This is a genomic window from Nocardia sp. NPDC024068 (assembly GCF_040638875.1).
Taxonomy (GTDB): domain Bacteria; phylum Actinomycetota; class Actinomycetes; order Mycobacteriales; family Mycobacteriaceae; genus Nocardia.
Genome location: NZ_JBEZYU010000014.1, coordinates 1 through 17,857 on the forward strand (window position 1 = coordinate 1; position 17,857 = coordinate 17,857).

The 17,857-nt window shown below is 68.1% G+C and carries 14 protein-coding genes; 8 read left to right on the forward strand and 6 right to left on the reverse strand.

Annotated elements, in window-relative coordinates; all coding sequences use genetic code 11:
* Positions 1–361, reverse strand: a 361-nt coding sequence (locus tag AB0F41_RS14340) for a 3-methyl-2-oxobutanoate hydroxymethyltransferase (RefSeq protein WP_357423933.1), incomplete at its 3' end; no start/stop codon positions are given.
* Positions 362–575: 214 nt separating this feature from the next.
* Here AB0F41_RS14340 and AB0F41_RS14345 point away from each other — a divergent pair.
* The 4 genes from AB0F41_RS14345 to AB0F41_RS14360 all read left to right on the forward strand — a co-directional run bounded on the left by AB0F41_RS14345 (position 576) and on the right by AB0F41_RS14360 (position 8,277).
* Entirely contained in the window at positions 576–2,069 is a 1,494-nt protein-coding gene (locus tag AB0F41_RS14345) for an alpha/beta hydrolase (protein ID WP_357423935.1), read from the forward strand.
* A 64-nt stretch (positions 2,070–2,133) separates the two neighbouring features.
* Positions 2,134–3,471 (forward strand): glutamine synthetase family protein, encoded by a 1,338-nt coding sequence (locus AB0F41_RS14350; protein WP_357423697.1) that lies wholly within the window; start codon positions 2,134–2,136, stop codon positions 3,469–3,471.
* Positions 3,472–3,579: 108 nt separating this feature from the next.
* Entirely contained in the window at positions 3,580–6,591 is a 3,012-nt protein-coding gene (locus AB0F41_RS14355) for a bifunctional [glutamine synthetase] adenylyltransferase/[glutamine synthetase]-adenylyl-L-tyrosine phosphorylase (protein ID WP_357423699.1), read from the forward strand.
* Positions 6,592–6,837: 246 nt separating this feature from the next.
* Positions 6,838–8,277 (forward strand): metallopeptidase, encoded by a 1,440-nt coding sequence (locus tag AB0F41_RS14360; RefSeq protein WP_357423701.1) that lies wholly within the window; start codon positions 6,838–6,840, stop codon positions 8,275–8,277.
* Positions 8,278–8,321: 44 nt separating this feature from the next.
* On the opposite strand, the gene AB0F41_RS14365 is transcribed toward AB0F41_RS14360, so the two are convergent.
* Together AB0F41_RS14365 and AB0F41_RS14370 are read right to left on the reverse strand one after the other, a co-directional pair.
* Positions 8,322–9,182: a lysophospholipase gene (locus AB0F41_RS14365; protein WP_357423703.1), complete on the reverse strand. Its 861-nt coding sequence runs from the start codon at positions 9,180–9,182 to the stop codon at positions 8,322–8,324.
* A 77-nt stretch (positions 9,183–9,259) separates the two neighbouring features.
* Entirely contained in the window at positions 9,260–10,753 is a 1,494-nt protein-coding gene (locus tag AB0F41_RS14370) for a M20/M25/M40 family metallo-hydrolase (protein ID WP_357423705.1), read from the reverse strand.
* 135 nt (positions 10,754–10,888) lie between these two features.
* Between AB0F41_RS14370 and AB0F41_RS14375 the strand changes: the two genes are divergently transcribed.
* Positions 10,889–11,626 carry a DUF4191 domain-containing protein gene (locus AB0F41_RS14375; RefSeq protein WP_357423707.1) on the forward strand — a complete coding sequence of 246 codons (738 nt, stop codon included), beginning with the start codon at positions 10,889–10,891 and terminating at the stop codon, positions 11,624–11,626.
* Positions 11,627–11,703: 77 nt separating this feature from the next.
* Here AB0F41_RS14375 and AB0F41_RS14380 read toward each other — a convergent pair whose 3' ends face one another.
* On the reverse strand, positions 11,704–12,159 hold the full coding sequence (locus tag AB0F41_RS14380; RefSeq protein ID WP_357423709.1) for an RDD family protein: 456 nt from the start codon (positions 12,157–12,159) through the stop codon (positions 11,704–11,706).
* A gap of 259 nt (positions 12,160–12,418) precedes the next feature.
* Here AB0F41_RS14380 and glnA point away from each other — a divergent pair, with 259 nt between their 5' ends.
* Complete coding sequence (gene glnA / locus AB0F41_RS14385) at positions 12,419–13,855, forward strand: type I glutamate--ammonia ligase (RefSeq protein WP_357423711.1); 1,437 nt, start codon at positions 12,419–12,421, stop codon at positions 13,853–13,855.
* A gap of 362 nt (positions 13,856–14,217) precedes the next feature.
* On the opposite strand, the gene AB0F41_RS14390 is transcribed toward glnA, so the two are convergent.
* The gene (locus AB0F41_RS14390; protein ID WP_357423713.1) at positions 14,218–15,162 is read right to left on the reverse strand and encodes a MerR family transcriptional regulator; all 945 of its coding nucleotides are present in this window, start codon (positions 15,160–15,162) and stop codon (positions 14,218–14,220) included.
* Between the two features lie 295 nt (positions 15,163–15,457).
* Here AB0F41_RS14390 and AB0F41_RS14395 point away from each other — a divergent pair, with 295 nt between their 5' ends.
* Positions 15,458–15,826 (forward strand): cupin domain-containing protein, encoded by a 369-nt coding sequence (locus AB0F41_RS14395; RefSeq protein WP_357423715.1) that lies wholly within the window; start codon positions 15,458–15,460, stop codon positions 15,824–15,826.
* A 219-nt stretch (positions 15,827–16,045) separates the two neighbouring features.
* Positions 16,046–16,972, forward strand: coding sequence for an EamA family transporter (locus AB0F41_RS14400; RefSeq protein ID WP_357423717.1), 927 nt, complete (start codon positions 16,046–16,048; stop codon positions 16,970–16,972).
* 196 nt (positions 16,973–17,168) lie between these two features.
* On the opposite strand, the gene AB0F41_RS14405 is transcribed toward AB0F41_RS14400, so the two are convergent.
* Positions 17,169–17,771, reverse strand: coding sequence for a hypothetical protein (locus tag AB0F41_RS14405; RefSeq protein ID WP_357423719.1), 603 nt, complete (start codon positions 17,769–17,771; stop codon positions 17,169–17,171).
* Between the last annotated feature and the right edge of the window lie 86 nt (positions 17,772–17,857).

Here is a 17,857-nt window from a genome sequence, read left to right on the forward strand (position 1 = left end):
CGCCGAGGAGAGCATCGCGATGCCGAGGGCTTCCTGGACGGTCCCCGCACCCTCGGGCTTGTTCGCGTCCGGGGGCGCCCCGCACCACGCCGCGGACGAGAGGGATCAGCTCGTCGGCGGTGATCGGCACGGTGGTGTCGTAGCCGTAGACCACATTGGCCGCGGAATCGCCGACGAGCAGGACCGGAATACCGGCCTCCTCGAACAGTCGCGCGGTGGAGTAGTCGTAGGCGGTGAGCATGGCCCAGCGTTCCCCCGCCGCCTTCATCTGCTGGAGATGCTGGACGCGGGTGGGCCGGCGGGCGGGTTTTGCGGATTTCGCGGCGCCGTAGGCGGGCGTTTCCGCGGGTGATTCGGACATGCCGGATGTAGCGGACATCTTCGTCCCTTTCGTCTCCTCGAGGCCCTGAGCGGGTCCCCGGGCGGGGTTGACATCTTCCAGTGTGCACCCGCCGCCGACTCGGAACTAAGCCCGCGACCAGGTGCGGTTGGTCACATCCCCAGGTGTCGCCGCTGGTCCCGCTAGCATTGCGGCGGTGCGGAGCGGGTGTGGTGTGCTGGCGGGTGTGCTCGCGGTGGCGGCGGTCTGGGTTACCGGCTGCGGCGACGGGTCCCCGGAGCCGGTCGCCCCGCCGGCACCGGTTCCCGCCGAATTGAGCCGGTTCTACAGCCAGGTCCCGGCCTGGGAGTCCTGTACCGGCTACACCGCTCCCGGCGAGGGACTGCCACCGGCCGCCCAGTGCGCGCGGATCGAGGTCCCCGTCGACTACGCCGCTCCGGACGGTCCCACCGCGCAGCTGGCCCTGTCGCGGGTGCCCGCTTCCGGGCCGAAGATCGGATCGCTGCTGCTCAACCCCGGTGGGCCGGGGATGTCGGGGCTGTCCACCGTCACCGTCGGCGGTGGGACCGAGCTCGCCGAGCGGTTCGACCGGGTCGGCTTCGATCCACGCGGTGTCGGCGCCTCCACACCCGCGGTGACCTGCCTGACCCCGCAAGAGGCCGACGCCGAACGCGCCGAACAGCCGGTGCCCAACACGCCGGAGGGGATCGCGGCCGACGAGGCCGAGAACCGCGAGTACAGCGACCGCTGTGTGGCACGCAGCGGTGCGGATCTGCTCGCGCATGTGGGCACCCGCGAGGTGGTCCAGGATATGGACGTCATCCGCGCGGTGCTCGGCGATCCGAAGCTGACCTATCTGGGCTACTCCTACGGCACCCGGCTCGGCGCGGCCTACGCGGAGAAGTACCCGGGCAATGTCCGCGCGATGGTGCTCGACGGCGCCATCGATCCGGCCCAGGATCCGGTCGCCGAATCGCTGCGCCAGGCCGCCGGGTTCCAGAGGGCGTTCGACGCCTACGCCGCGGACTGCGTGCAATCCCCGGACTGCCCGCTCGGCGACGATCCGGCGCGGGTGGTTCCCCGGTTCCGCGAACTCGTGGACCCGCTGTGGGATACCCCCGCCGCGACCACGGACCCGCGTGGCCTCGGCTATGAGGATGCCGTCACCGGCGTCCAGCAGACGCTCTACAGCGCCGACTTCTGGCCGGTGCTCACGGTCGCCCTCACCGAACTGGGCGAAGGCCGCGGCGACACCCTGCTGCAACTCGCCGATATGTACAACGGGCGCCGCGACGACGGCACCTACAGCAATCTCTCCGACGCGTTCAACGCGATCCGCTGCGTGGACGATCCCCGGGTCACCGATCCGGCGGTCGCGGGACGCCAGGACACCGAGTACCGCGCGGCCGCGCCGTTCCTCGACGACGGGCGCGGCACCGGTGCGGCGCCGCTGGAACTGTGCGCGGGCTGGCCCGTACCCAACACCAGCCAACCGCACGAGATTTCCGTCGAGGGCCTGCCGACGGTGGTGGTGGTGTCCACGACCGGTGACCCGGCCACCCCCTATCAGGCGGGTGTCGATCTGGCCGATCAGCTGGGCGCGGCCCTGATCACGCACGTCGGTGACAGTCACACCGTGGTGCTCAATGGTGGTGCCACCTGCGTCGATGATGCGGTGATCAGCTATCTCGTCGACCTCGAACGCCCGGCCGAGGGCCTGCGCTGTTGATCCGACACACAGCGCAGCGCGTCATGTAACACGGATTTAACGCCGGGTGCATACTCTCGCGGTCATGGATCGCCAGAAGGAATTCGTGCTGCGGACGCTCGAAGAGCGGGACATCCGCTTCGTGCGTCTCTGGTTCACCGATGTGCTGGGCTATCTGAAGTCCGTCGCCATCGCGCCCGCCGAACTGGAAGGCGCCTTCGAGGAGGGCATCGGTTTCGACGGTTCGGCCATCGAAGGCTTCGCCCGGATCTCCGAGGCCGATATGGTGGCCCGGCCCGATCCGTCGACCTTCCAGGTGCTGCCGTGGGCGTCCAGTAAAGGCCACCAGCATTCGGCCCGGATGTTCTGCGACATCACCATGCCCGACGGTTCGCCGTCCTGGGCCGACCCGCGCCATGTGCTGCGCCGCCAGCTCAACAAGGCCGCCGATGTCGGGTTCAGCTGCTACGTGCATCCGGAGATCGAGTTCTTCCTGCTCAAGAACCAGCCCGACGGCGTGGACCCGGTGCCCGCCGATACCGGCGGATTCTTCGACCAGGCCGTCCACGATTCCGCGCCGAACTTCCGGCGCCACGCCATCGACGCCCTGGAATCCATGGGGATCTCGGTGGAATTCAGCCATCACGAGGGCGCGCCCGGGCAGCAGGAGATCGACCTGCGCTACGCCGACGCGCTGTCGATGGCCGATAACGTGATGACCTTCCGGTACCTCATCAAAGAGGTGGCGATCGACGAGGGTGTGCGCGCCACGTTCATGCCCAAACCGTTCGCCCAGTACCCGGGTTCGGCCATGCATACGCATATGAGCCTGTTCGAGGGCGAGGCGAACGCGTTCTCCGATCCGGACGACCCGGACAACCTCTCCACCACCGCCCGCGCCTTCATCGCGGGCATCCTGGAACACGCGCACGAGATCAGCGCGATCACCAACCAGTGGGTGAACTCCTACAAGCGGCTCATCCACGGTGGTGAGGCGCCGACCGCGGCGTCGTGGGGCCGGTCGAACCGGTCGGCGCTGGTCCGGGTGCCCATGTACACCCCGAACAAGCAGTCCTCGCGGCGCGTCGAGATCCGCAGCCCCGATTCCGCCTGCAACCCGTACCTGACCTTCGCGGTACTGCTGGCCGCCGGTCTGCGCGGTGTCGAGAAGGGGTACACGCTGCCCTCGGAGGCCGAGGACGACGTCTGGTCGCTCACCGCCGCCGAGCGTCGCGCCATGGGGTTCAAGGAGCTGCCCGGCACCCTGGATGAGGCCCTGCACGCCATGGAGCGGTCCGAACTGGTCGCCGAAACGCTCGGCGAGCACGTGTTCGACTTCTTCCTGCGCAACAAGCGCCGGGAATGGGCGGACTACCGCGCCCAGGTGACACCCTTCGAACTGCGGGAATACCTGGGTCTCTGAGCCGGATACCCGCGGGGTCGCAGACCTCGCGGGCCGGGGCGGCCGCGAGGTCCCACCCGGCCCGGGGGCCGCACACATCCGGGGCCCGATTATCGGTACCTTGAGCTCATGGTCCGCCCCCCGTCCGCCCGGTCCGCCGTACCCGGTGCCGGCCGTCTCGGTTTGCTGGAACCGACGGCCGCCGATTCGCTGAAGACCCTCGGCTGGGACAACGTCGACAGCATTCCGGTGTTGTGGGCGCTGTCGCGGGCCCCGGACGCCGACCTCGCGTTGAACACGCTGATCAGGTTGTCCGAGGCGCTCGGAAACGAGTGGGCGGAACTGGATTCGGCGATCCGCGCCGAGAAGATGCTGCGCGGCCGGTTGTTCGCGCTGCTGGGGTCCTCGACGGCGCTCGGCGATCATCTGGTGGCCGATCCGGGATCCTGGGAGCTGCTGCGCCGCGCGGAACTGCCCGACCGCGACGAGCTGATCGCCGATCTGCTCGCCGTCGTGGCCGCCGAGCCGGAGTCCGGGCCGCACGCCTCGCCCATGCTGTACCGGGCCGGCGATTCCGGGCCGGAAGTGGTCGCGTCGCTGCGTAAGCGGTACCGCGATCAGCTCATGCTGCTGGCCGCGGTGGACCTGGCCGCCACCGTCGAAGACGAGCCGGTGATCCCGTACGAGCAGGTGGCGCGGCAGCTCACCGCCCTCGCCGACGCGGCGCTCACCAGCGCGCTGGCGGTGGCGGTGGCCCGGGTGTGCCGGGACGAGCCCTGCCCGGTGCGGCTGGCGGTGATCGCCATGGGCAAGAGCGGTGCGTGCGAACTCAACTACGTCAGCGATGTCGATATCGTGTTCGTGGCCGAACCCGCCGATGCCGTGGCGACCCGGCTGGCGGCCGAACTGATGACGGTGGGTTCCTCGGCGTTCTTCGATGTGGACGCCGCGCTGCGGCCGGAGGGCAAGGCGGGCGCGCTGGTACGCACCCTGGATTCCCATCTGGCCTATTACCAGCGCTGGGCCCGGACCTGGGAGTTCCAGGCGCTGCTCAAGGCCCGCCCGATGACCGGCGATCTCGAACTCGGCGAGCAGTACCGGTCCGCGACCGACGCGCTGGTGTGGACCGCCTCCGAACGCCCGGATTTCGTCCCCGATGTGCAGGCGATGCGCCGCCGCGTGGAGGACCTGGTGCCCGCCGAACTGCGCGACCGTGAACTCAAACTCGGCAGCGGCAGTCTGCGGGATGTGGAGTTCGCGGTCCAGCTGCTGCAACTGGTGCACGGCCGGGTGGACCCGAAACTGCATGTCCAGGGCACCGTGGAAGCTCTCGCCGCGCTCACCGCGCGCGGTTACGTCGGCCGGGAGGATGCCGCCAACCTCACCGCCTCCTACGAATTCCTGCGGCTGCTCGAGCACCGGCTGCAGTTGCAGCGGCTCAAACGCACCCATACGCTGCCCGCCACCGACGACGAGGAAGGTATGCGCTGGCTGGCCCGGGCCGCGCATATCCGGCCGGACGGTAAACGTGACGCGGCAGGTGTGCTGCGGGAAGAGTTGCGCAGGCAGACCGGCCGGATCCGCCGCCTGCACGCCAAACTCTTCTACCGGCCGCTGCTGGAATCGGTGGCCCGGCTGGATTCCGAGGCGCTGCGGCTCGGCCCGGATGCCGCCGTCCGCCAGCTCGCCGCCCTCGGCTACGCCGCACCCGAACACGCGCTGGGGCATCTGCGCGCCCTCACCAGCGGTGTGTCACGTAAGGGCCGGATCCAGGCGCTGCTGTTGCCGACCCTGCTGGAATGGCTCGGTGAAACCCCCGACCCCGATGCCGGGTTGCTCGCCTACCGGCGGGTGTCGGAAGGGCTGGTGGACCAGGACTGGTATCTGCGAGTGCTGCGCGACGAAGGCGCGGTGGGGCAGCGGTTGATGATGGTGCTGGGGTCTTCGGCCTATCTGCCGGATCTGCTGATCAACGCGCCCGAAACCATCCGTATGTACGCCGACGGCCCGCACGGGCCGCTACTGCTGCGCACCCAGCCGGCCGAGGTCGCCAGTGGGATCCTCACGGCCGCCGACCGGTACACCGACCCCCGCCGGGCCGTCCTCACCGCCCGGTCGCTGCGCCGTCACGAACTCGCCCGGGTGGCGTCGGCCGATCTGCTGGGGTTGCTCGACGTACCGCAGGTCTGCGCGGCGTTGTCCGCCGTGTGGGTGGCGGTACTCGAGGCGTCGTTGCGCGCGGTCATCAGGGCCAGTGTCCTCGAACGGGGCGCCCCCGCACCCGCCGATTTCGCGGTGATCGGGATGGGCCGGCTGGGCGGGATGGAACTCGGGTACGGATCCGACGCCGATGTGCTGTTCGTCTGCGATCCACGACCCGGCGAAGAAGAGCACGTCGCCGTGAAATGGGCCAACGGAATCGCCGAACAGGTGCAGAAACTGCTCGGCGCCCCCAGCACGGACCCGCCGCTGCAGGTCGACGCCGGGCTGCGTCCGGAGGGGCGCAGCGGGCCGCTGGTGCGCACGCTCACCGCCTACGACGCCTACTACCGGCAGTGGGCGCAACCGTGGGAGGTGCAGGCCCTGTTGCGTGCCCATCAGGTGGCCGGTGACCAGGATCTGGGTCTGCGGTTCCTGCATACGATCGACCCCGTGCGCTATCCGTCCGGCGGCGTCTCCTCCGACGCGGTCCGGGAGATCCGCCGCATCAAGGCCCGGGTCGATTCCGAACGGCTACCCCGTGGTGCCGATCCGGCGACCCACACCAAACTCGGTCGCGGCGGCCTGGCCGATATCGAGTGGACCGTACAGCTGCTGCAACTACAGCACGCGCACGAAATCCCCGGCCTGCACAACACCTCGACGCTGGAATCGCTCGACGTGATCGAGCGGACCGAACTGCTGAACCCCGTGGACACCGACCTGCTGCGGCAGTCCTGGATCACCGCGACCGCGGCCCGCAACGCCCTGGTGCTGGTCCGCGGTAAACCCTCCGATCAGCTGCCCGGTCCGGGAACGACATTGTCGGCGGTGGCCCGGGTGGCGGGCTGGCCGAACGACGACGGTGGTGAGTTCCTCGATCACTATCTGCGGGTCACCCGGCGGGCCCGGGCCGTGGTGGAACGGGTGTTCGGAGTCTGAATCGGCCCGGAGCGGATGTCCGGTGCGGACGGTCGCATGGTCGCTCCTCGGCCGGTGTAATCCGGGCGGGATGATAACGGCCGTCTCTGTGATCCCTATACCGCAGGGTGAACCGGCTGCCCGCGCTTCATTCCGGTACGACGTTGCCCGCCCTGTGATTCGATGATCCTCGGTCCGGCCGCGGCGATTGCGCGGGCCGGGCGGCGCCGGGCCCGCGGGGGCCGGCCGGGAAACGGGGAGGCAGTAATGACCAGGACACGGTGGTCGCGGCTGGTGGTCGCGTCGGCCGCGGCGATGCTCGCGGTATCGGCGCTGTCGGCGTGTTCGGACGCGAATTCCGCGCAGAACGCGATCGATCCGGCCAACCCGTGGGTGATCACCGGCGCCACGACCAGTACGGGGCCGAGCGGGCCGCGCGACGGGGTGCCCGATACCGACCGGCAGGCCGAGAACAGCGACGGCGGCGAGATGGACCGGCTGGCGCTCAACGCGGTCGCCGATATCGAGGAATTCTGGACGGAGAACTACGCGGCGACCTTTCCCGGTGAGTTCCGCCCGGTATCGCGGCTGATCTCCTGGGATGCCGGCGCCCGCGAAAGTGAATCGGTCGAGTTCTGCGGGATCAGCACCCACGAACTGGTGAACGCCGCCTACTGCGGTGACGAGACGATCGGCTGGGACCGGGGCGTGCTGCTGCCCGAACTGGTGGACCGGTTCGGTGAGATGGCGGTCGTGATGGTGCTCGCCCACGAATACGGCCACGCCCTCCAGATCCCCGCCGGGATCGCGACCGAGGACTCCCCGGGGCTGGTCACCGAACAGCAGGCCGACTGCCTGGCCGGGGTGTTCCTGCGTTACGTCGCGGAGGGGAATTCCCGGCATTTCGACCTGAACACCGGCGACGGTCTCAACGGTGTCCTGGGCGCGACCGTCGCTGTGCGTGACCGCGACCCGGATAATCCGGATAATGTGCACGGCAGCGCGTTCGAGCGGGTCACCGCCGTGCAGATGGGCTACCTCGACGGCGCCGGGTCCTGCGCGGCGATCGACGAGGACGAGATCGAGCAGCGCCGCTCCGGGCTCCCGGTCACCTTCGATCCGGGGGAGGAGTCCATGCAACTCGAGGTCACCGAGGATTCGCTGGCGGATATGGCGGACGCGCTGGCCGATATCCTGCCGGTCGCCGAGACCCCGGGCTACGAATACGACGGCGTACCCGCGCGCTGCGCGGACGCCACCCCGGCCGAACCCGTCGGTTACTGCCCGGCCGGGGCGGTGATCGGTACCGATGTCGATGCCCTGGCCGAGCGCGCGGGCGAAAGCGTGGATCCGGACGAGCCGCTGTCGGCGATCGTCGCGGGCGATTACAACGCCTTCGTCGTCTTCGTCTCCCGCTACACCCTCGCCTACCAGGACGACAAGCAGCTGACGCTCACGGGCGCGGAGACGGCCGGACTGCGCACCGCGTGCCTGTCCGGTGCGGTGACCACCGCCCTGAGCCGCCCGGACAGTGCGCTGCGGCTGTCCGCCGGTGATCTCGACGAGGCCGTCTCGGGCCTGCTGGCCGACGGTCTGGCGGCCGCGGATGTGAACGGCGACGTCGTGCCCGAGGGCTATCTGCGCCTGGAAGCGTTCCGGCTCGGGGTTTTCGACGGGGCGAGCGCCTGCCTCAACGAGTATCAGTAGCCCGGACCGGGCCGGGGTGTGGTCGCGACCCCGGCCCGTTGTCGCTATTCGGCGGGGAGGTGGGCGTCGAGCCAGGACACCACATCGGCGAGCACCTGGGCGCGCTCGGGTTCGTTGAAGATCTCGTGATACAGCCCGTCGTACCGGCGGACGGTGAGATCGGTGGTCCCCGCATGCTGTTCGATGCGGTCGGTACTCGCCGGTGCGGCGATGGCGTCCGCGGTGCCGTGCAGTGCGAGGGTCGGGACCAGCAACTGCGGCAGCCGGTCGAGAACCCGGGTGGCGGCGGTGAGGATTTCGGTCGCGGTGCGGGCCGGTAGTTTGCCCCGGAACACCAGCGCGTCCTCGTCGTAGGCGGTGACCACCGCGGGATCGCGGCTGATCTGCGACGAATCCAGTTTCAGCACACCCAGGTTCGGCGCCAGCCGGGTGAGCACCGGTGCCAGCAGCCGCTGCGCCGGGTTGCCCGCGTCGATGATCAGCGGCGGCGCCGACACCACCACACCCGCCACATCGAGTGGGGCGCGGGTGGCCAGGTGCAGGGTGATCAACGCACCCATGGAATGCCCGATAACGAAGGCGGGCAGCCCGGGATGCTCCGCGCGCACCAGCTCCAGCAGCGCGGCGACGTTATCGGCGGCATCGTCGACGGATTCGATATTGGTGCGGGCGCCGGCCGACGCCGATTCGCCGTGCCCGATATGATCCAGCGCGTGCACCGCGAACCCCGCGGCCGCCAGTGTGCGCCCGACGAATTCGTAGCGGCCCGAATGCTCGGCCACCCCGTGGACGAGGACGATCACCCCGCGCGCCGGGGTCGCGGGTAGCCAGGAACGCCGGGCGATCCGGCGCCCGCGGCGCTCGAACTCCCCTCGCCGTACCGAAATCTCCTGGTCGCTGGTCACTGCGTTCTCCCTCGAGGTCGGTACATGGTCAGCGAAGGTGGGAGTACCCAGCATCGCTGTCTTGATGTGTCGGGCCGTCAGCGGGCGGTCCGGACCGGCTCGGTGAGCGCGGCGACCAAGCGCCGGTTGAAGTCGATGAGGCGAGCGTAGTTCACCCGCGACAGTCGTTCGTCGTTACCGTGGATCCGCTCCAGATCCGTTGCGGTGAGCCGGATCGGCGCGAAATTGCAGCGGGTTTCGGCGAGATCGTCGTAGTGGCGGGAATCGGTCGCGCCCGGCACCAGACCGGTGGTCACCGCGACACCGGGGTCCACCTGCCGGGTGATCCGGGCGATCAGATCGAACCCGGGTCCGGGCGCGGTGGTGGGGGTGGGCTCCGACGACATCCCCACGAGTTCGATCCGCACCCCCTCGTCGCGGACGGTCCGGCGGCAGTGCGCCAGCACCGAATCCACCGAATCCCCGGGCAGGATACGGAAATTGATCAGCGCCTCGGCCTGTTGCGGCAGCACGTTCGCCTTCACACCGCCCCGGATCACCGTGGGCGCGGTGGTGGTGCGCACCAATGATTCGGTCTGCGGTGTCGCGGCCATGATCCGGCCGATCACCGGCGCCGCGAACCCCGCGAATCCCAGCAGCCGCCGTTTGGCCGCGGGTAGATGGGGTCGCAGGCGGGCGAGCATATCGGTGACCACCGGTGTCACCCGCAGCGGCATCTGATGATCCTGGATCCGGCTCACCGCGCGGCTCAGCCGCCCGATCGCGGTCTGCTTCCCGGGCATGGAGGAATGCCCGCCCTTCTCCGATACCGACAACCGGATCGTCGCGTACCCCTTCTCGCCGAGCATGATCGTCGCCACCGGTACCCGCACACCGTCGACCAGGCCGTCGGTGATCACCCCGCCCTCGTCCAGCAGCAGATCCGCGCGCACCCCGCGCTCCCGCAGCCGGGCCGCCATCAGCACCGCGCCGGAATCGCCGAACACCTCCTCGTCGTGGCCGAAGGCGAGGTAGATCGTATGCCGTGGCCGGGCGCCGTCCGCGAGCGCGGACTCCACGGCCTCCAGGATCGCCAGTACCCGGCTCTTGTCGTCGATGGCGCCGCGGCCCCAGATGAACTCCTCGTCGACCACTCCCGCGAACGGAGGATGAGTCCATCGGGACGGTTCGCCGGCGGGGACGACGTCCTGATGTGCGAGCAGGATGGCGGCCGTGCGTGAGGGGTCGGCGCCGCGCCAGGTGTAGAGCCGGCTGTGGCCGAATCTCTCGAGCTCCAGCTCGGCGTGTACCCGGGGGAACGACTCCTCGAGGTGCGCCGCGAGACGGATGAACTCCGCATCGGGAGTGCGGTCTGCCGGCTGCGCGGTTCCGGGCGCGGCCGGCCCGGTGCTCGAACCCTCCGCGGCGCGGGAGACGTCCTCCCGCGACACAGCGGCCGCGTCGTTACCGGTCGCCGCGGCGGTTTCTTCCCGGGACACGGTCACGCAGCGCAGCGCGACGGCGAGCCGTTCCGCGGTGGCATCGTCGACCGGTTCTCCGGTGACCGGCCGGGACTCGAGGTTCGCAGACATTCCTGCATTCTCCTCCGCCGCGCAAGCCCGCCGGCACGATTCCGGGGCGGTATGCCGGTCGCTTCCCGCCCCGCCCGGCTCCCGAGCCCTGTCCCGTGGCCGGACGCTCGCGGCGTGGGCATTATTCTGGGAGCCATGGCAGCAGGCAAAGCCGACAAAGAGGCGAAAGCCGCCGCGAAAGCGGCGCGCAAGGCACAGTCGAAGGAACGTCGTCAGCAGATCTGGCAGGCGTTCCAGATGCAGCGCAAAGAGGACAAGCTGCTGCTGCCGCTGATGATCGGCGCCGTCCTGGTCACCACCCTGGTGCTGTTCGGCGTGGGTTTCCTCTTCGGTGTGCAGTGGTTCCTGCTGCCGCTGGGCCTGCTGCTGGGTGTGCTGTTCGCGTTCATCATCTTCGGCCGCCGGGTGCAGAAGAGCGTCTACGGCAAGGCCGAGGGTCAGGCCGGCGCCGCCGCCTGGGTCCTGGACAACCTCCAGGGCAAATGGCGGGTCAGCAACGGGATCGCCGCCACCACCCAGCTCGACGCCGTGCACCGGGTGATCGGCCTGCCCGGGGTGATCTTCGTGGCCGAGGGCTCACCGCAGCGCCTCCGCTCGCTGCTGGCCCAGGAGAAGAAGCGCACCGCCCGCCTCATCGGTGACACCCCGATCTACGACGTGGTCGTCGGCAACGACGAGGGCCAGGTTCCGCTCAAGGAGCTCCAGCGCTACCTCACCAAACTCCCGCGCAATATCGACACCAAGCGGATGGACCAGATCGAGGGCCGGCTCAGCGCGCTGAGCACGCGCAGCGGCGGTCCGGCGATGCCGAAGGGCCCGATGCCCACCAATGCCAAGATGCGCGGAATGCAGCGCACCATCCGCCGCCGCTGATCCGCGGCCGGGGGCTTCGGAGCTGCGACGGCCGGAACCACCCGGTCGTCGCCGAGCGGGTGGTGGACCGGTACGCGTCAGCGGGAGCGGACTACGGCGGTCCCGGTCGCGCGGTCGTGCATACCGCGCCCGTCCGCGTCGGTGAACAGCGCGGGGATCACGAACACCAGCAGCACCTGACGCCCGAGGGCCCGCAGGAATCCGACCGGTGCGTCGGCGTCGACCCGCGTCACCCGGATGCGGAGGAAGTACTGGCCCGGTGTGAACCCGAACAGCGTCACCGCCGCGACCCCGATCACGAACCAGAGGCCCAGGTTCACCGACGAGGCCGGCATACCCTGGGCGATCAGCGCCGAGATCCCGACCGCGATCAGCCAGTCCACCAGCATCGCGACCACCCGCCGGAACATCCCCGGCAGCGATCCGGCGCCGTCGCGCGGCAACCCCAGCTCGGCTCCCGCGTAATCGTCGGCGGCACCCGTACCGGGGGCGACGGGAGGGCCGGACAGCCAGGAACCGGTGATACGTGCCATGCTCCCAGGATAGGGGTAGCCTCCGGTTTCCCTCCGACGGGATATCCGGACAAAACCGGCGTAGCTGCCGGTCGGCGGCCCGATCGCGGGTCCGGAGCCGAACCCGCTGTTCGTGGCGTGGCCCAAGACACCCCGCCGACACGACGTGTAACACTGGCGAAACACACTCTTGACTGGCGGGAAACACCCTGTCCATAGCGTCGGGGCGCGACGCCCTGCACTCGATACTGGCTGGGAATCTATCCGTAAGGAGAACTAAGTGACGTTCAGCACGGCCGACGAGGTCATCAAGTACATCGCGGATCAGGATGTCGAGTACGTCGACATCCGCTTCAGCGATCTGCCCGGTGTGCAGCAGCACTTCTCCATCCCGGCGAAGGCCTTCACCACCGACCTCGCCGAGGAAGGCCTGGCCTTCGATGGTTCCTCGGTGCGGGGCTTCCAGTCCATCGACGAGTCCGACATGCTGCTGCTGCCCGACTACAGCACCGCGCAGCTGGACCCGTTCCGTGCGGCGAAGACGCTCAACATGAACTTCTTCGTGCACGACCCGTTCACGCGTGAGTCCTACTCGCGCGACCCGCGCAACATCGCCCGCAAGGCGGAGGAGTACCTGCGCTCCACCGGTATCGCCGATACCGCGTTCTTCGGCGCCGAGGCCGAGTTCTACATCTTCGACTCGGTCCGCTACGACTCCGGCATGAACGGCGCCTTCTACGAGGTCGAGTCGATCTCCGGTTCCTGGAACACCGGCGCGAAGACCAACCCCGACGGCTCCCCGAACCGCGGCTACAAGGTCCGTAACAAGGGCGGGTACTTCCCGGTCGCCCCCTACGACCACTACGTCGACCTGCGCGACAAGATCTCCACCAACCTGCAGAACGCCGGGTTCGAGCTCGAGCGCGGCCACCACGAGGTCGGCACCGCCGGTCAGGCCGAGATCAACTACAAGTTCAACACCCTGCTGGGCGCGGCCGACGATCTGCAGCTGTTCAAGTACATCGTCAAGAACACCGCCTGGGCCGAGGGCAAGACCGTCACCTTCATGCCGAAGCCGCTGTTCGGTGACAACGGCTCGGGTATGCACGCGCACCAGTCGCTGTGGAAGGACGGCAAGCCGCTGTTCCACGACGAGGCCGGCTACGGCGGCCTGTCGGATCTGGCCCGCCACTACATCGGCGGCATCCTGCACCACGCGCCGTCGCTGCTGGCGTTCACCAACCCGACGGTGAACTCCTACCACCGCCTGGTTCCGGGCTTCGAGGCCCCGATCAACCTGGTGTACTCGCAGCGCAACCGCTCCGCCGCGGTCCGCATCCCGGTCACCGGCAACAACCCGAAGGCCAAGCGCATCGAGTTCCGCGCGCCGGACTCCTCGGGTAACCCGTACCTGGCCTTCGCCGCCATGCTGATGGCCGGCCTGGACGGCATCAAGAAGAAGATCGAGCCGCTGGCCCCGGTCGACAAGGACCTCTACGAGCTCCCGCCGGAGGAGGCCAAGAACATCCCGCAGGCCCCCACCAGCCTGGCGTCGGTGATCGACCGCCTCGAGGCCGACCACGAGTACCTCACCGAAGGCAATGTCTTCACCGAGGACCTGATCGAAACCTGGATCGGCATCAAGCGCGACCAGGAAATCGCCCCGGTGAACCTGCGCCCGCACCCCTACGAGTTCGAGCTCTACTTCGACGTGTAAGCCTGACCTGCACGAATGGGGCTGAATAGCCCCTTCGGTACGTAGTGTTCGGCATCGACTCCACCCGCTCAGTGATCACACATGCGATCACTCGGCGGGTGGACTCGTCTGTGTCGGCCGTCGGAGACCTGGCTGCCGGTTTTGGGTACCGGTCAGAATCACCGCTGTGGTGCGGCGGGGTCTCCACCCGCGCGAATCGTGAGCCGATCCGCCGAACCAGGTTCTCGAATTCCCGCCGCCACCGGACCGGGTCCACCGCGTCACCGACCGCTGCTGATCCAGTCGGGTTGCGCACTGTTTCCTCGCGCCCACATCACCCGACGCCGCGCGCACCGCTCCAGCCGCTGCGTCGCACGCAGCCCTCAGTGCTGCTTGTCGAGATAGGTGTGCAGCGCTTGTCCGAACCAGGTGAACACCGGTCCCAGATCCGGAAGCGGCGGCCAGCCGTTGATAATGGCCACCAGCTGCCAGTACTGCGCCACGCGAGGGTCGTTGGCGACTGCGAGCCGCTCGAGCACCCACCGCCGCAGCTGGTCGTCATCGGCCCGACCGAAGGTCTCGGCGTACCGTGCGGTCAGCGTGTCGACAATGTCGGCCGCACTCGCCGAATCCGGCGCGATATCCGCCGCGAGTGCCCGACCGACTTCCGCACACATAGTCTCGGTCAGATCGTGATGGAGGCCCGTGGTGTCGCCCTCGGCGCGTTCTTTGGCTTGATATTCGGCCATCTTCCGCACTGCCGTACGGAAGTCGTTGTCCTGCACCAACTCTACGAGCTCCATCCATGCCTCGACCTGCTCGGGCGTGGGGTCGTCCGGAAGCTCCGGCATACTCGAGCGCAGCAACTCCACCATGGCCGGATTGGCGTCGACGCCGCCGAAGGTGTCGTCGATGAAGTCGTGGATGAAGCGGTGTCGTTCGGCTTCCGACAGATTCACCAGTTTGTGCATCAGATCCATCTCCTGTGGGTTCGAACCCCGTTCGGCTACCGCTAGCAACACCGCACGCCGAAGACGAAGCACGCGGATCTGCACGTCGAGGGCCGCTGCGTGTGCTCCAGCGACCTCGGTCACCGAGATCTCGCGAACCAGGATGCGTCGGATCGTGGCCAGATCGATGTCCAGCTCACGCAACGTCCGGACCAGTTCCAGGCGCGCCAAAGCGTGCACGTCATAGAGGCGGTAGCCGGCCGGGCTGTGACAGGTCGGCGGAACGATCCCCTTGTCGGAGTAGAACCGGATCGTCTTGACCGTCAAACCGGTCCGCTCGGACAAAGCCCCGATCGTGAGGAGGTTCTCGTCGTCCATGCCCACAAGCTTGATGTCTCCCCCCGATGGAGACTCAAGCCGACACCGCAATCCACCCCCCAGCACCATTCTGACCGGCACCAACGGAAACGATCACGAAGTCGCGCTGGAGTATTGGCCGACCACATCGAGGAGATCGTGCAGTGAATCGATGGACCCGGTCGGCTTCGCCGGCTCGACCCACGAAAAAGGTAACGGGGTGTCCTATGGTGTTCGTCAGCGAGTTGGTGCAGAAAGTTTCGAAGCGAGCATGGGGCGCGCGGCGCGAGGATCCGAGTAGTGCCAGGATCGGGTTATGTCGAAGGATGCTGTTGACTTGGTCACGAAGCTGTCGTTGTTCTCCGAGCACTGGTCGCCGAAGGTTGTTGCTCGGGTCAACGACTACGAGATCAAGGTCGTCAAACTCGAAGGTGAGTTCGTGTGGCACAAACACGAGGAAACGGACGAGCTCTTCTTCGTCATCGAAGGCGAACTGACCATTCAGATGCGTGACGGTGACGTCCGAGTGCGGCCGGGCCAGTTGTTCGTGGTACCCAGAGGCGTTGAGCACTGCCCCGTGGCCGACGGCGAAGTGCACGCGATGCTCATCGAGCCTGCCGGCGTTGTGAACACCGGGGATGCGGGTGGCCCGCTGACTGCGGAATACGACGACTCACTGACCTGACACAGGGGGTTCACGCTGCCTCTGCATGGGCCCCACGGTCGGTAGTGCCGTTGGTCATCGGACGGTCGCCAAAGGTAACGGGCAGAGGGGGGACCGGCGTTGACCGGATCACCACGACCATCTGCCGGGTACAGGAACACTCGATGTTGACGCACCCCGGCTCCTACCTACCGCCGAAATTCGGTTGGTGCGCGGTGTTCACTGGACGAAGCTGCGAGTGTGGTCGGAGTCGAGAAGGGTTTGCGGGTACCGGGCCGGGCGCGTGCCACCGGGTTGAGTCTGTTCTCCTGGGTGTTGTTCGCGAGTTCCGGTTCGCTGGCGGCCGCGGTGATGGTGGTGGGCTGGGACCCGGCCGCGGTGACTTTCGTGCGGATCGGAACGGCCGCGGTATTGCTGGTTGTCGTGGTCGCGGTATGGCGGCCGCGGGCACTGCGATTCGAACGCGCCGATATCTGGCTGTTGCTCGGGTATGGAGTGCTCGGCGTCGCGGGGGTGCAGTTGCTGTTCTTCGTCGCGGTGGCCCGGGTACCGGTGGGTGTGGCGATGGTGCTGGTCAATACGGCGCCTGCGCTGGTCGCGCTGTGGGTCCGGGTGGTGCGGGGGACGCGGCTTCCCGGGCAGGTATGGCTGGGTATCGGGCTGGCGCCGGTGGGGTTGGTGTTGATCGCGCAAACCTGGGAGGGTGCCCGGCCGGACCCGGTCGGTGTCGCGGCCGGGCTGGGGTCGGCGGCCTGTTCGGCCGGGTTCTTCCTGCTCGGTGAGCACGGCGCCCGCCGGCACGACCCATTCGGCATGACCGCGGCCGGACTGGTGATCGGGGCGGTCGTGGTGGGGGCGGTCGCCGCGCCGTGGACGCTGCCTTTCCACCTGCTCCCTGTCTCCGCGGTATTGGGTGGACTGCACGTTCCCGTGTGGCTGGTGCTGCTGGTGCTGGCGGTGGTCGGCACCGTACTGCCGTACCTGGCCGGGCTGCGGGCGCTCCGCGATCTGCCGGCGCCCCTCGCCGGTGTGCTGGGCCTGCTGGAACCGCTCGTCGCCGCCGCGCTGGCCTGGATACTGCTCGGCCAGGCGCTTCGCCCGGCGCAACTGGCCGGGGCCGCGATACTGCTGGCCTGTGCTCTACTCGTGCAACGGGCCACGCCATAGGGAACGGAGCGCCGACCCGCCGGCGAGGGTTGCCCATGCCGCCCCGTAGTGCGCCGGGGCGGCCGGCGGCAGTCGCGCGGACGGCAACCGGGTCTCGAACGGGCTGACAGTCCTTGAGAACACCGGTACCGAGCCCACCCGCTCGGCGCCACAGTAGTGGTCACCGGCGGGTGGATTCGTCGTTATCGGCTGTAGTTCACCCGCGTGCGGCGAACAGTGCCCTGTCCAGCCCCGATGCCGCTGCCAGCTCGTCGAGGATTTCTCTCGCCGGGTCACCGGCGGCGGTACCGACCACGGCGACCGTCCCGTCCGCTGATTCGTCCGGACTCAGGAATCCGACCTCGTGCCCCGACTTCAGCCGTATCAACAGGAATTCCCCGTAATTCTCATCGAAGTCGAAGAGTTGATCGATCCGATCTTCGATCTCGTCTACGGCGAGATCGACGGCTGCTATGGGTGTGAGCGTGGCGAATTCGGACAGCCTCTCCTCCGGCAGCAGGTCGTACGGCCTGATCGGCCACGGCCGCAATGCGTCCATCTGGGAGACGATCATGGATAGAAAGTCCAGGACTTCTCTATCATCCATCTTCGAAGGGCGCTCCGGTGGCACCGGGTACAGGTTTCGGAGTGCAGTGGACAGTATTTCGTACTCCTGGTCCGGAGTGAGTTTCCACAGGGGGTCTTCGACGAGAGCGACCGCCACATTGCGCGCTACTGCCTCATCGATGCGAGGTTCGAACCGGACGTGGTTGAGCAGGGTTCGTACAATGCTGTTCCAATCGTCCATATCGTCGGACATTCGCTAATTCCTTTTGATCGTTACCATATCGGGTGTGATTTTATCTGCGCCCATTCTGTATAGGCGATGAACGAACTGCAGGGTGT